This window comes from Pantoea sp. VS1, assembly GCF_002207995.1.
Classification (GTDB): Bacteria; Pseudomonadota; Gammaproteobacteria; order Enterobacterales; family Enterobacteriaceae; genus Pantoea; species Pantoea dispersa.
Map to the genome: position 1 here is coordinate 1 of NZ_NHZE01000096.1, position 12,779 is coordinate 12,779.

The window sequence follows — 12,779 nt, forward strand, 5'->3', positions numbered from 1 at the left end:
ACTTGATGATGGATGGTATTATAGAGAACCGGGTCATGTTTGGTCAAAAGATAAGGCAGTTTTACAACTTCCAGTGCCAAATGACTCATCGAATTTTTATGTGCTTAAATATAATGTTTTATTATCAAACGTGAGAAATTCGGTTGATATAGAGTTTAAAACTTCACAAAATAATCAGATTGTTACAGAGGAAGTTACATCCAAAACCAATGATGCTTCGATTGTTTTAATTCCAATCGATCATTCTCAGAAGGTCCAAAAAATAGAGTTGTTTGTAAAGGACGCTAAATCTCCAGCTGAGTTAGGTCTTGGTACGGATAACAGAATGTTAGGACTTTCTTTACAGGAAGTATCTATAAAACATTAATCTTTAACGGCCTTTAAATAGGCCGTTTTTTTCCTATACCAGCAAATCCCCTCTGCGTCCCGCATTTTCCCCCGCCAGCCTCACCACCAGCATTCCAGCCGTGACAAACTTGGTCAGGTTCCTTGCATACAGCACGCCGCCAAACTCAGCCACCAGCGGTGTCACGTAGTCATTGAGCGGGTCGACAATCTCCGCCACCACTTCGCCCGCTTTAACCCACTCACCTAATTTTCTGCGGTTCAGCAGCAGTCCGGAGTGAGGCGCGTGGATGTACTCACAGCCCGCCAGTTGAGTTGGCGCATGGATCAGGGCAGGGGAGTCTCCGGTTTCTCCGGCAATATATCCCCCTTCAATCAGCGCATTGATAATCGCATCCGCATCTTTCTCCGCCTGTTCAGGCGATACATCGGCTACGCCGCGCAGTTCCAGCGTCACCGGCAGCAGGCCGCGCGGCATCGGGTAGTCCTTGCCAAAACGCTCAGCTAGTGTCAGCCAGGGTTCGCAGCAGGCCTCATCAAAGGGCTCTCCGCCGGAGATCTGCGCCAGTAGCTGCACTTCACTGCCAAGCCAGCGCGCCAGCGGCTCAATCTCTGGCCAGGCGTGCGGTGTGGTGTAAAGATGCGGCAAGGCATCCCAGTCGCAGTGCAGGTCAATCATCAGGTCTGCCTGGCTGGCCATGCGCATCAGGGTGAAGCGCTGGGCCTCCAGTTCGGTTTTGGCGATGCGGTCGCGGTAGTGACGATCGATGGCGTCGCGAATCAGTCGTTTGTTTTCATATTCACTCTGTGTCAACGAGCCCGCCAGTTCTGCCGCCAGCGTATCGCCCAGCGCCGGAAAGCGACGGTTAAAATCCTGACCAGAAAGAGTATGAAAACGTCCGAGGTGAGTGCCATGCCAGTGCTGACCCAGTGCGAGTGGATTCGCGACCGGCACCAAGGTGACTTTGGCTTTCAGCTTGCCCACCGACTCCAGCGCCAGCAGCTTCTGCTTGAGATACCACGCCACCGCCATGCCCGGCAGCTCATCGCCGTGCAGCGCCGCCTGAATATACACACGCTGCTGTGAGTCGGTGCCGAAGTGGAAGCTGACAATTTCCCGCTGGGTGCCCAGCGTCGCGCTTAACAAAGGATGATGTTGTTGTTGCATAACGCAGTCGATGTCCTGTGTCTGGGGCACGCTCGTGGCCGCGCCGTATGAAATTGATGAAGGGAATTATAGTTCTGCTGGAAAAAGGGCGGCAAATGCGCCGCCCCATCGATCACTGCTTTATAGAGATATCCGTCGCAAAATACTTCTTCTGCAAGGTATCAAAGGTACCGTTCTTTTTGATCTCCGCGAAGGCGTTGTCCAGCGCGGTTTTTAATTCGGTGTCGCCTTTGCGCAGGCCGATGGCGGTGCCGGGGCCGATAATCGGATCCTGCACAATCGGGCCAGCCAGTTCGAAATCTTTGCCCTGCGGATGTTTCAGGAAGCCGTTTGCGGCCTGTGCGGCATCGGTGAACACCACGTCAAGGCGTCCGGAAATCAGGTCGCTCTCAACCTGTGCCTGATCGCCATACGGCACCACGTTCACGCCGTGCGGCTGCCATTTTGCCAGCGCGTAGCGCTCCTGCACGGTACCCTGTTCCACGCCCACGGTTTTGCCTTTCAGCGATTCCGCGGTGGGCAGCAGGCCGGAGCCTTTACGCGCAATCAGCTGGGTGTGGGTGTCATACAGCGGCACGGTGAAGTCGATCTGCTTCAGACGCTCTTCGGTGATACCCATATCCGACAGGATGGCGTCAAACTTACGCGCCTTCAGCGCCGGAATCATGCCATCAAACTGGCTCTCGACCCACACGCATTTGGCCTGCATCTGCGCGCACAGCGCATTGCCGAGGTCGATGTCAAACCCGACCAGCTTGCCCTGCGGCGTTTTGGATTCAAAAGGGGGATAGGTAGGATCAACGGCGAAACGCACCTGATCGATTTTTGCCTGAGCGCCGAACGCGCAGCCTGCCAGCACAGCCAGTGCCAGCGTCTGACGCAGACGGGCGGTAAAACGGGAACTTGCCATAGTTGCGGTCTTCTTTTGTCGTGATGATAAGTCATCGAGAGTACCGCTCAGCGTGGTGTATGGCAATTAGAGTATTATTTTCATCACGTTACCATTATGCAGTGCGCGGTAATCCTCCACCTGCAGTACCACCGACTTCTCCAGCAGCCCGGCGTTAAAGGCAATTTCGTCGTAGCGCTCGAACAGCAGCGGGTCCACCACCAGCTGTAAATCCGCATGAAAGCTAAACGGCGGAATCGCGCCAAACACGCAGCCGGTCAGCGCATCCACTTCAGCCGGCGAGGCCAGCGAGGCGCGCCGGCCACCCACGGCGGCTGCCACTTTACTCAGGTCGGCCTGCTGGTCGGCCGGTAGCACCGCCAGCACATGCTGTTTGATGCCGTTGCCCTTGACGTGACACACCAGCGCTTTGGCACCTTGTCCCACTTCCGTGCCACGAATCGCGGCCACGGCTTCACACTTTCCGGTCGCTTCATGCTCCATGAGTCGGTAACGGGCGTTATGTTGATCGAGCAGGGCGAGCAGTTTTTCATGGGTGGTCATGGGGGTTTCCATTTTGATGAAGCGCAATTGATCGCACTCTTTTGCGAAGTATGCTGCTCAAAATCGAGCCAGAAAGCCCGTTTTGAGCAGCATGGCGCACAATTGTTACTTATGGCGTGCGCGCAGGTTGTTGATGATGGTGCTGAGATCCAGTTCCTGATCCTGCAGCAGCACCAGCAGATGGTACAGCAGGTCGGAGGCTTCGTTAGTCAGTTCGTGGCGGTCATTGACGGTAGCAGCCAGCGCGGTCTCAACACCTTCTTCTCCCACCTTCTGTGCAATGCGCTTGGTGCCGCTGGCGTACAGCTTCGCCGTATAGGAGCTGGCCGGATCGGCGCTTTTACGCGAGGCCAGCAGCTGCTCCAGCTGATACAGGAACGTCCAGTCCGGTGCAGCAGGCGAAAAGCAGCTTGAGGTACCGAGATGGCAGGTGGGGCCAATCGGATTGGCTAGCACCAGCAGCGTGTCGTTATCGCAATCCGGCGTGATGCTGACCACTTTAAGGAAGTGGCCCGACGTTTCGCCTTTGGTCCATAAACGGTTTTTGGTGCGGGAGAAGAAGGTGACGTTGCCGTCGGCCAGCGTCTTGTGCAGCGCGTCCTCGTTCATGTAACCGTGCATCAGCACTTCGCCGGAGACGTTGTGCTGGACGATGACGGGCATCATGCCCGCGGTTTTGGCCCAGTCCAGTCTGGCCAGTTGTTCTGCAGTTAACACGCGCGAATCTCCACACCGTTGTCGATCAGGAAGTTTTTCAACTCGCCGATATTGATAATTTGTTTGTGAAACACCGAAGCCGCCAGCGCGCCGTCGACGTTTGCCTGCTCGAAGGCTTCGAGGAAGTGCGCCATGGTTCCTGCGCCGCCGGAGGCGATCAGCGGCACCTTACACACGTCGCGCACCTTCTTCAGCTGCACCAGGTCGTAGCCGTTACGCACGCCGTCCTGATTCATCATATTCAGTACGATCTCGCCAGCGCCCAGCTTCTGCACTTCCTCTACCCAGTCCAGCGTTTCCCACTGGGTAACGCGGGTGCGCGCTTCGTCGCCGGTATACTGATTGACGTGATACTTGCCGCTGGCTTCATCAAACCAGGTATCGATGCCCACCACGATGCACTGCACGCCGAAGCGATCCGCCAGCCGGGTAATCAGCGTCGGATCGGCCAGCGCGGGTGAGTTGATGGAGATCTTATCTGCGCCAAACTGCAGAATGCGCGCCGCATCTTCCGGGGTTTTGATGCCCCCGGCGACGCAGAACGGAATATCGATCACTTCCGCCACGCGCGATACCCAGCTTTTATCCACCACGCGGCCGTCGGAAGAGGCGGTGATATCGTAAAACACCAGTTCGTCAGCGCCTTCCTGGGCATAGCGCTGCGCCAGCGGGACGATGTCGCCAATGATTTCGTGGTTGCGGAACTGCACGCCTTTCACTACTTGCCCGTCACGCACGTCCAGACAGGGGATTATCCGTTTTGCCAGCATGCAATTGCCTCCGCTACCGTAAATTTATCTTCCAGCAGGGCGCGACCGACAATCACACCCTGGGCACCGCTGCCGCGCAGGGCGGCGATATCATCCAGTGAACCGATGCCGCCGGAAGACTGGAACGCGATGTCCGGAAATGCCTGGGACACTTCCTGATACAGCGCCACGTTGGAACCGCTCAGCGTGCCGTCGCGCGAAATATCAGTGCACAGCACATGTTTCAGGCCCACCGGCTGATACCAGCCAATCACCTCTTCCAGCGTCACGCCTGCCGCTTCCTGCCAGCCGCTGATCGCCACTTCTTTGCGATTGCTGGCGTCAATGCGCACGTCAAGCGCCAGCACAATGGCGTCGGCACCGAATTCGCTGAACCAGCTTTTCACTTCTTCCGGCTGCTTGACTGCGGTGGAGCCAACCACCACGCGCGTGGCGCCGGCTGCCAGCAGGGCGGCCACATCGTCACGATGACGAATACCGCCGCCAACCTGTACCGGCACGCTGACGCCGCGTAAAAGCGTGGTCAGCAGCGGGATCTGGCGCTTTGCCGGATCTTTCGCTCCGGTCAAATCCACCAGATGTAACACTTCCGCGCCCTGGCGTTCATAATCCTGCAGGCGCGGCAGGGGATCGTTACCGTAATCGCGCTGCTGGCCGTAGTCACCCTGATGCAGGCGCACCACTTTGCCGTCGATCAAATCTAATGCGGGGATAATCATCACATCTCCAGGAAGTTTTTCAGCAGCTGCGCGCCGGCTTTACCCGAGCGCTCCGGGTGGAACTGCACGCCGAAGAAGTTATCTTTCTGCAGGGCGGCGGTGAACGGCAGGCCATAGTCGCACTGGGCGATGGTGGCGGCATTCACCGGCATGGCGTAGCTGTGCACAAAGTAGAAGTAGCTGCCGTCCGGAATGTTGCGGAACAGGTGATTGCCGGCCTGCGCGGTGATCTGGTTCCAGCCCATGTGCGGCAGCGGTAAACCCCGGGTATCCATCAGCGATACCGGCTCATCAACGATGCCTAGCGTGCTGACGCCGCCGTTCTCATCGCTGCCGCGTCCGAGCAGCTGCATGCCGAGACAGATGCCGAGCACCGGCTGGGTGCAGGCTTTCACCAGCTCGATCAGATCGCGCTCCTGCAGCTGGTCCATCGCCGCCCGCGCAGTACCGACGCCGGGCAGAAACAGTTTGTCGGCGCGTAGTACCACGTCCGGATCGCGGCTCACCGCGGGTGTGTAGCCAAGACGCTCAATCGCCCACTTAACCGAAGAGAGGTTGGCGCAGCCGGTATCAAGAATCACCACATTCATTACAGCACTCCTTTCGAGCTCGGCAGGGTGTTGCCCTCAACGCGAATCGCCTGACGCAGCGTGCGGCCAAAGGCTTTGAACAGGCTTTCCACGCGGTGATGATCGTTGCGGCCTTTGGTTTTCAGGTGCAGCGTGCTCATCATGGCGTACGACAGCGAGCGGAAGAAGTGCTCGACCATTTCTGTGCTCAGGTCGCCAACGCGCTGATAGCTGAACTCGGCTTTGTATTCGAGGTGCGGACGGCCGGAGATATCCAGCGCGCAGCGCGCCAGGCACTCATCCATTGGCAGCACGAAGCCGAAGCGGCCGATGCCGCGCTTGTCGCCCAGCGCCTTCAGCAGCGCTTCGCCCAGCGCCAGGCCGGTATCTTCTACCGTGTGGTGATCGTCGATATACAGGTCACCTTTTACCTCAATGTTCATGCGGAAGCCGCCGTGCACGGCGATCTGATCCAGCATGTGATCAAAGAAGCCGACGCCGGTGTTGATTTTGCTGCCGCCTTCGCGATCCAGCCACACTTCCACTTTAATCTGCGTCTCTTTGGTATTGCGGTTCACCAGCGCGTGACGATCGCGTTTGGTCAGGCGCGCCTGAATCGCGTCCCAGTCTTCGCCTTCCGCACCGTAGCGCAGGCCCTGAATGCCCATGTTCTGCGCCAGCTGGATGTCGGTCAGACGGTCGCCAATCACATAGCTGTTGGCGGTATCCAGCGCGCCGTCGGCCAGCCAGGCTTCGACCATTTTGGTCTTTGGCTTGCGGCAGTCGCAGTTCTCTTCCGGCAGATGCGGGCAGATCAGAATGTCGCTGAAGTTCACGCCCTGTGAGCGCAGGATCTGCATCATCAGATTGTGCGGGCCGTCAAAATCGGCCTGCGGGAAACGTTCAGTGCCGAGGCCGTCCTGGTTGGTGATCATCACCAGCTGATAACCCGCTTCCTGCAGCGCCAGCAGGGCCGGGATGGCGTTCTTCTCAAACGCCAGCTTCTCCATACGGTCCACCTGAAAATCCGTCGGCGGCTCAGAGATGAGGGTGCCATCGCGGTCGATAAAAAGGATCTTCTGACTCATGCTTGCTCCACAGATAAGGCTTGCAGCGCGGCGATCAGGCGCTCGCACTCTTCACGGGTGCCGATGGAGATGCGCAGACATCCCGCCAGGCCAGGGTTTTTGTTTTGGTCGCGCAGAATAATGCCCTGATCCCACAGCGTTTTAAACACTTTTGGCGAGTCGGTGAAGCGCGCCAGAATATAGTTAGTCTCACTCGGGAAAACCTGCTGCACTACGCTCAGCTGCGGCAGCTGTTCGCACAGCCAGGCGCGGTTGTCGTTGAGCTGCTGCGCGTGCTGACGCATCAGCGCGATGCCTTGCTCGCTCAGCGCCTGCGCCGCCACGTCGGCCACCGGCGTCGCCAGCGGGTAAGGTGCAATCACCTTCAGCAGCAGATCGATCACCGGCTTGTTGGCCAGCGTAAAGCCGCAGCGCAGGCCCGCCAGCGCAAAGGCTTTTGACAGCGTGCGCAGAATCACCAGGTGCGGGAATTCCTGCAGCCAGCCGGCCAGCGTTGCTTGCGGGCAGAACTCAATATAGGCTTCGTCGGCCACCACCAGCGCTTTGCCGGCGGTCATCGCCAGCAGCTGGCGGATGTCATCCTGATCAATCAGATTGCCGGTCGGGTTGTTCGGGCTGCACATGTACACCACTTTCACGCCGTCCAGCTGGTCCGCAATGGCGGGCAGGTTGAGCTGCCAGTTGTCCAGTGCCGGCACGGTGCGGTACTCAATTCCGATGGTTTCGGCGCTGACGCTGTACATGCCGTAGGTCGGCGGGCAGAACAGAATGGCGTCTTTGCCCGGTTCGCAGAAGGCGCGCATCAGCAGCTCAATCCCTTCATCCGCCCCGCGGCTCACCAGCACCTGCTCCGGCTGGACGCCGGCATAGGCGGCGTAGCGCGAAATGACTAATTTTGGCTGGCACTCCGGATAGCGGTTCAGCGTCTGCTGCGACAGCTCAAACGGCACCGGCAGCGGAAATTCGTTCGCATTCAGCCATACGTCACCGTTGCCACCGAGGCGACGAGCAGACTGATAGGGCGTCAGCGCGCGCACGTTGGCGCGGGCTAAATCTTCAACGTTGTTGCTCATGCTTGCTCCTTCAGGGCGGCGACGCGCAGGGTCACGGCATTTTTGTGCGCGTCCAGCTTTTCCGCGGCGGCGAGGGTTTCAATGGTGGCGGCGAGGTTGAGGAAGCCCTGCGGCGTCAGCTCCTGTACCGTCATGCGTTTCTGGAAATCGGCCAGCCCAAGGCTGGAGCAGGTCGCGGTGTAGCCATAGGTCGGCAGCACGTGATTGGTGCCGGAGGCATAATCACCGGCGGATTCCGGCGACCAGTCGCCGAGGAATACCGAACCGGCGCTGGTAATTTCCTCAACCAGCGCGCGCGGCTGGCGCGTCTGAATAATCAGGTGCTCCGGGCCGTACTGATTGGAAATCTCAACGCACTGCGCCAGATCCTGCGCCACGATCAGGCGGCTGCTCTCCAGCGCCTGACGGGCCGTAGCGGCACGTGGCAGCTGCGCCAGCTGTTGTTCAACCGCCAGCGCCACGCCTTCAGCCAGCTGCCGTGAAGGCGTCAGCAGGATCACCTGAGAATCCGGACCGTGTTCGGCCTGTGACAGTAAATCTGAGGCGACAAACGCCGGCGTCGCGCCTTCGTCGGCAATCACCAGCACTTCAGACGGACCGGCAGGCATGTCGATCGCTGCGCCGTCGAGACGCTGGCTGACCTGACGTTTCGCTTCGGTCACGTACGCGTTGCCAGGGCCAAAAATCTTGTCCACTTTCGGCACGCTTTCTGTGCCGAAGGCGAGGGCGGCAATCGCCTGCGCGCCGCCGACCTGAAACACTTCCTGCACGCCGCATAGCTGCGCCGCGTAGAGAATTTCATCGGCAATCGGCGGCGGCGAGCACAGCACCACGCGGCCGCAACCGGCGATGCGCGCTGGCGTTGCCAGCATCAGCACGGTGGAGAACAGCGGCGCCGAGCCGCCAGGAATATACAGGCCGACCGACTTCACCGGACGAGTGATCTGCTGGCAGCGCACGCCCGGCTGGGTTTCCACGTCCACCGGCGGCAGAATCTGCGCGTTGTGGAAGGTTTCGATATTCGCCATGGCGTCTGCCATCGCCTGCTTTAAATTGTCGCTCAGCCGCTCGCCGGCCGCCTGCATCTCAGCGGCGGACACGCGCAGATTCTCCACCTGGGCTTTGTCGAAGCGCGCGCTAAACGCCCGCAGCGCCGCGTCGCCCTGCTGTTTCACCTGCACCAGCACGTCCTGCACGGTGGCGCTGATGCTGGCCGATGCCGAGATTGCCGGACGCTGCAGCAGCGCCTGCTGCTGTTCGGCACTACACGCCTGCCAGTCGATAGGTTGCATGATTGCGCTCATCGGTTACTCCAGCATTTTTTCAATTGGCAGCACGAGGATCGAACTGGCGCCCAGCGCCTTCAGTTTTTCCATGGTTTCCCAGAACAGCGTTTCGCTGCTCACCATGTGCATCGCCACGCGACTCACTTCACCGGCCAGCGGCAGCACGGTAGGGCGCTCGGCACCCGGCAGCAGGGCGATAACTTCTTCCAGCCGCTCGCTCGGCGCGTGCAGCATGATGTATTTGGATTCACGCGCTTTAATCACGCCCTGAATACGCGTCATCAGCGTGTCCACCAGCTGCTGTTTCGCCGCTGGCAGTTCGCCATCGCGCTGAATCAGCACCGCTTTAGAGCGGTAAATCACCTCGACTTCACGCAGGCCGTTGGCTTCCAGCGTGGCGCCGGTAGAAACCAGGTCACAAATGGCATCGGCCAGACCGGCGCGCGGTGCCACTTCAACGGAACCGTTCAGCAGGCAGGATTTAAACGCGATGCCTTGTTTATCAAGGTATTTCTTCAGCAGGTGCGGGTAAGAGGTGGCGATGCGGGCATTATTCAGGCATTGCGGACCGGTGTACTCGGCATCGACCGGCATTGCCAGTGACAGGCGGCAACCGCCAAAATCGAGGCGGCGCAGCGTAAAGTAGCGCGGGTCTTCGCCCTGTGCACGGCGCGTCAGCAGCTCCTCTTCCAGCACGTTTTCGCCAACGATACCGAGGTCGACCACGCCGTCCATCACCAGGCCAGGGATATCGTCATCGCGCACGCGCAGGATGTCGATCGGCATGTTCTCCGCAAACGCAATCAGACGCTGCTGCTGAAGGTTAATTTTAATACCGCAGCGTGCCAGCAGTTCGCGTGATTCATCACTTAAACGGCCAGATTTCTGCATAGCTATGCGTAAACGGGTGTTATCTAACATGGTTCCTGTCCTCTTATTCAATCCTGTCTGAAGCGTATCGGGTTGCGTTCGCCCATAAAAAAACCCCCGGAAGATGATCTTCCGGGGGCTCTCTTTGCGCTCGCACCACTGGAAGATCCTAAACGTCTTCCAGCACACATCGCCTGAAAGACTAGTCAGGGTGATGGTGATGATGGTGGTTGAACTGAACGCGTGTCATAAAAAATTCCGTTGCTGAATGAGTATTCATTTGCGTGCTGATTAACCTAACGAAGATGGCGGCGCTTGGCAACCCTTTTTTAACGTCAGTTTTCGCAACCTTCGGCAACAGTTTGCGCTGGTCTGGCTGGCGCGCTGGCACTAAGATGGGGTGTCTTAGCGCGGGAGAGCAGGAGTCGATATGAAAAAGGTGGCGATTGTAGGTCTGGGATGGCTGGGAATGCCGCTGGCGATGGCGCTGTCAGCGCGCGGCTGGCAGGTAACCGGCAGCAAAACCTCACCGGATGGCGTCGATGCGGCGCGCCGCTGTGGTATTGATGCGTTTCAGCTGGTGCTGTCACCGGAGCTGGAGTGTGAAGCAGACGATTTGGCCGCGCTGATGGCGGTGGATGCGCTGGTGGTGACGCTGCCCGCCAGCCGCACCGTGCAGGGCGGCGAAGATTACATGCAGGCGGTGCAGAACGTGGTCGATACCGCGCTGGCGAATAAAGTGCCGCGCATCATCTTTACCAGCTCTACCTCGGTATACGGCAGCGGCGACGGCGTAAGAAAAGAGAGCAGTGCGCTGCAGCCGGAGACGGTAGCGGGCAAAACGCTGGTGGAGCTGGAAAACTGGCTGCATGACCTGCCGGGCACCAGCGTGGATATCGTGCGTCTCGCAGGCCTGGTCGGCCCGAACCGCCATCCGGGCCGTTTCCTCGCCGGTAAAACTAACCTGGAAAACGGCGCGCACGCGGTTAACCTGGTGCATCTTGATGATGTGGTCGACGCGATTGTGCTGCTGCTGCAAACGCCGAAGGGCGGGCACGTTTACAACCTGTGCGCCCCGAAACATCCGTCACGCGACAGTTTCTATCCGAGCGTGTCGAAGCAGTTAGGCCTGGTGCCACCGACGTTTGTTGCCGAGCCGGTGCGCGCCAGCGGCAAGGTGATTGACGGTTCGAAGATTTGTCACGAGCTGGGGTTTGAGTACAGCTACGATGACCCGATGAAGATGCCGCTGGAGTAGGGGCGGTGCGGGGTTGCCCTCACCCTAACCCTCTCCCGCCCGCGGGAGAGGGAACCGCCCGAGCGCGCATTCCAGGTACTGCTCCCGGCTTAAATAAAGGCACCATCCTTCTCCCTCTCCCCGTGGGAGAGGGCCGGGGTGAGGGCAGCAAACCGCACCCACCTAAACCCCCAGCCGATCCCTTAACGCATACCAGGCCGCGCCCATCGCCGTCAGTGGCACCTTAAAGCGTCTTCCGCCGGGAAACGGCAGGTGCGGCAGCTTCGCAAAAGCATCAAACCGCTCTGCATGGCCGCGCAGCACTTCGGCAATCAGCTTGCCGGAGAGGTGCGTGCAGGTCACACCGTGTCCGCTATCGCCCTGCATAAAGAAAACATTCTTCTCCAGCTGACCAAACTGCGGCATGCGCGACAGCGTGAGCAGGAAGTTACCGCTCCAGCGATGGCTGATCTTCACGTCGCGCAACTGCGGAAAGGTACGCAGCAGCTTGGGCCGGATCAACGCCTCGATGTCTTCCGGTTCGCGCGCCCCATACACCACGCCGCCGCCGTACAGCAGGCGGTTGTCGGCGGTCAGGCGGAAGTAATCCAGCAGATAGTTACAATCTTCTACGCAGTGGTTATTGGGCATCAGCCCCAGCGCCTGATCGCGGCTCAGTGGCTCGGTGGTGACAATCTGCGAGCCGCACGGCATGCTTTTGCGCCCCAGCCGCGGTTCCAGTTGCGATGGCAGATAGGCGTTGCCGGCAAAAATCACAAAGGTGGCACTGACTTCACCCTGCGCGGTTTTGACCCGGTTGGGTGTGCCGTAAGTCACTGCCAGCGCCGCCGACTGCTCATATATACGGCCGCCGTGCCGGCGAATCGCCTCGGCTTCACCCAACGCCAGATTGAGCGGGTGAAGATGGCCGCCACGCCGGTCCAGCAGGCCGCCGACGTAACGGTCGGTGGCCACTTCACGGCGGATACCGCGCTCGTCCAGCAGCTCCAGATCGCTGTTGCCGTAACGCGCCCAGCTGGCCTGCTGGCTGCGCAGATGCCCCATCTGGCGCTGATTGAGCGCTGCGAAAATGCCGCCGGGGCGATAGTCGCAGGCGATGGCGTAACGATCGATACGGTCGCGGATAATCTCCGCCCCTTCGAACATCATGCTGCCCAGCATCTGCGCAGTCTGTTTGCCGTAGCGCTGCTCAATCACATCGACATCGCGGCTGTAAGAATTCACCACCTGGCCGCCGTTGCGGCCGCTGGCGCCAAAGCCGACGCGGGCCGCTTCCAGCACCACCACATCGTAACCGGCTTCGGTGAGAAACAGCGCGGAAGAGAGCCCGGTAAACCCGCCGCCGATGATGCAGACGTCACACTGAATGCTCTCCTGCAGCTGCGGCCACGGCGCGTGCGCGTTGGCGGTCGCGGCGTAATAACTTTGCACGTGGTGCATCATAACCTCCTGTAGCGCGTGAA

At 59.3% G+C, this 12,779-nt stretch carries 15 protein-coding genes and 1 other annotated feature; of the genes, 2 read left to right on the plus strand and 13 right to left on the minus strand.

Annotation, left to right across the window (positions count from 1 at the left end):
- Nucleotides 1-367, plus strand: a 367-nt coding sequence (locus tag CBW22_RS26420; protein WP_176428178.1) for a hypothetical protein, incomplete at its 5' end; no start/stop codon positions are given.
- Nucleotides 368-400: 33 nt separating this feature from the next.
- Here CBW22_RS26420 and CBW22_RS23655 read toward each other — a convergent pair.
- From CBW22_RS23655 to hisL, 12 genes are all read right to left on the minus strand, one after another.
- The gene (locus tag CBW22_RS23655; protein ID WP_088518039.1) at nucleotides 401-1,513 is read right to left on the minus strand and encodes a succinylglutamate desuccinylase/aspartoacylase family protein; all 1,113 of its coding nucleotides are present in this window, start codon (nucleotides 1,511-1,513) and stop codon (nucleotides 401-403) included.
- Nucleotides 1,514-1,625: 112 nt separating this feature from the next.
- On the minus strand, nucleotides 1,626-2,423 hold the full coding sequence (locus CBW22_RS23660; RefSeq protein WP_021509348.1) for an ABC transporter substrate-binding protein: 798 nt from the start codon (nucleotides 2,421-2,423) through the stop codon (nucleotides 1,626-1,628).
- Between the two features lie 66 nt (nucleotides 2,424-2,489).
- Nucleotides 2,490-2,966, minus strand: coding sequence for a YbaK/prolyl-tRNA synthetase associated domain-containing protein (locus tag CBW22_RS23665; protein ID WP_072209928.1), 477 nt, complete (start codon nucleotides 2,964-2,966; stop codon nucleotides 2,490-2,492).
- Nucleotides 2,967-3,071: 105 nt separating this feature from the next.
- On the minus strand, nucleotides 3,072-3,683 hold the full coding sequence (hisIE, locus tag CBW22_RS23670) for a bifunctional phosphoribosyl-AMP cyclohydrolase/phosphoribosyl-ATP diphosphatase HisIE (protein ID WP_021509350.1): 612 nt from the start codon (nucleotides 3,681-3,683) through the stop codon (nucleotides 3,072-3,074).
- On the minus strand, nucleotides 3,677-4,453 hold the full coding sequence (hisF, locus tag CBW22_RS23675; protein ID WP_021509351.1) for an imidazole glycerol phosphate synthase subunit HisF: 777 nt from the start codon (nucleotides 4,451-4,453) through the stop codon (nucleotides 3,677-3,679). The genes hisIE and hisF overlap by 7 nt, the downstream gene beginning before the upstream one ends.
- A complete protein-coding gene (gene hisA / locus CBW22_RS23680; protein WP_059011594.1) occupies nucleotides 4,435-5,172 on the minus strand; it encodes a 1-(5-phosphoribosyl)-5-[(5-phosphoribosylamino)methylideneamino]imidazole-4-carboxamide isomerase in 738 nt (245 codons plus the stop codon). Before hisA ends, hisF begins: the two co-directional genes overlap by 19 nt.
- Nucleotides 5,172-5,762, minus strand: a complete 591-nt coding sequence (hisH, locus tag CBW22_RS23685; protein WP_088518040.1) for an imidazole glycerol phosphate synthase subunit HisH — start codon at nucleotides 5,760-5,762, stop codon at nucleotides 5,172-5,174. The genes hisA and hisH overlap by 1 nt, the downstream gene beginning before the upstream one ends.
- On the minus strand, nucleotides 5,762-6,829 hold the full coding sequence (gene hisB / locus CBW22_RS23690; protein ID WP_021509354.1) for a bifunctional histidinol-phosphatase/imidazoleglycerol-phosphate dehydratase HisB: 1,068 nt from the start codon (nucleotides 6,827-6,829) through the stop codon (nucleotides 5,762-5,764). Before hisB ends, hisH begins: the two co-directional genes overlap by 1 nt.
- On the minus strand, nucleotides 6,826-7,902 hold the full coding sequence (gene hisC, locus CBW22_RS23695; protein WP_058757314.1) for a histidinol-phosphate transaminase: 1,077 nt from the start codon (nucleotides 7,900-7,902) through the stop codon (nucleotides 6,826-6,828). The genes hisB and hisC overlap by 4 nt, the downstream gene beginning before the upstream one ends.
- Nucleotides 7,899-9,206: a histidinol dehydrogenase gene (hisD, locus tag CBW22_RS23700; protein ID WP_088518041.1), complete on the minus strand. Its 1,308-nt coding sequence runs from the start codon at nucleotides 9,204-9,206 to the stop codon at nucleotides 7,899-7,901. The genes hisC and hisD overlap by 4 nt, the downstream gene beginning before the upstream one ends.
- A gap of 3 nt (nucleotides 9,207-9,209) precedes the next feature.
- Entirely contained in the window at nucleotides 9,210-10,109 is a 900-nt protein-coding gene (gene hisG / locus CBW22_RS23705; RefSeq protein ID WP_031280070.1) for an ATP phosphoribosyltransferase, read from the minus strand.
- 54 nt (nucleotides 10,110-10,163) lie between these two features.
- Nucleotides 10,164-10,285 (minus strand) — a sequence feature (His leader region).
- Nucleotides 10,261-10,308, minus strand: a complete 48-nt coding sequence (gene hisL / locus CBW22_RS26170) for a his operon leader peptide (protein WP_100396937.1) — start codon at nucleotides 10,306-10,308, stop codon at nucleotides 10,261-10,263. (Overlaps the previous feature by 25 nt.)
- 180 nt (nucleotides 10,309-10,488) lie before the next feature.
- Between hisL and CBW22_RS23710 the strand changes: the two genes are divergently transcribed.
- Entirely contained in the window at nucleotides 10,489-11,316 is an 828-nt protein-coding gene (locus tag CBW22_RS23710) for an SDR family oxidoreductase (RefSeq protein ID WP_058757317.1), read from the plus strand.
- Between the two features lie 162 nt (nucleotides 11,317-11,478).
- Here the strand turns inward: CBW22_RS23710 and CBW22_RS23715 are convergent, their stop codons facing one another.
- A complete protein-coding gene (locus CBW22_RS23715; RefSeq protein WP_176428179.1) occupies nucleotides 11,479-12,759 on the minus strand; it encodes an NAD(P)/FAD-dependent oxidoreductase in 1,281 nt (426 codons plus the stop codon).
- Nucleotides 12,760-12,779 lie beyond the last annotated feature (20 nt).

What these genes read in the sequence shown, in the direction of transcription:
- CBW22_RS23655 (WP_088518039.1), bottom strand. Translation starts at nt 1,513, where the DNA reads ATGCAACAACAACATCATCCTTTGTTAAGCGCGACGCTGGGCACCCAG.
- CBW22_RS23660 (WP_021509348.1), bottom strand. Translation starts at nt 2,423, where the DNA reads ATGGCAAGTTCCCGTTTTACCGCCCGTCTGCGTCAGACGCTGGCACTG.
- CBW22_RS23665 (WP_072209928.1), bottom strand. Translation starts at nt 2,966, where the DNA reads ATGACCACCCATGAAAAACTGCTCGCCCTGCTCGATCAACATAACGCC.
- hisF (WP_021509351.1), bottom strand. Translation starts at nt 4,453, where the DNA reads ATGCTGGCAAAACGGATAATCCCCTGTCTGGACGTGCGTGACGGGCAA.
- hisA (WP_059011594.1), bottom strand. Translation starts at nt 5,172, where the DNA reads ATGATTATCCCCGCATTAGATTTGATCGACGGCAAAGTGGTGCGCCTG.
- hisH (WP_088518040.1), bottom strand. Translation starts at nt 5,762, where the DNA reads ATGAATGTGGTGATTCTTGATACCGGCTGCGCCAACCTCTCTTCGGTT.
- hisB (WP_021509354.1), bottom strand. Translation starts at nt 6,829, where the DNA reads ATGAGTCAGAAGATCCTTTTTATCGACCGCGATGGCACCCTCATCTCT.
- hisC (WP_058757314.1), bottom strand. Translation starts at nt 7,902, where the DNA reads ATGAGCAACAACGTTGAAGATTTAGCCCGCGCCAACGTGCGCGCGCTG.
- hisD (WP_088518041.1), bottom strand. Translation starts at nt 9,206, where the DNA reads ATGAGCGCAATCATGCAACCTATCGACTGGCAGGCGTGTAGTGCCGAA.
- hisG (WP_031280070.1), bottom strand. Translation starts at nt 10,109, where the DNA reads ATGTTAGATAACACCCGTTTACGCATAGCTATGCAGAAATCTGGCCGT.
- CBW22_RS23710 (WP_058757317.1), top strand. Translation starts at nt 10,489, where the DNA reads ATGAAAAAGGTGGCGATTGTAGGTCTGGGATGGCTGGGAATGCCGCTG.
- CBW22_RS23715 (WP_176428179.1), bottom strand. Translation starts at nt 12,759, where the DNA reads ATGATGCACCACGTGCAAAGTTATTACGCCGCGACCGCCAACGCGCAC.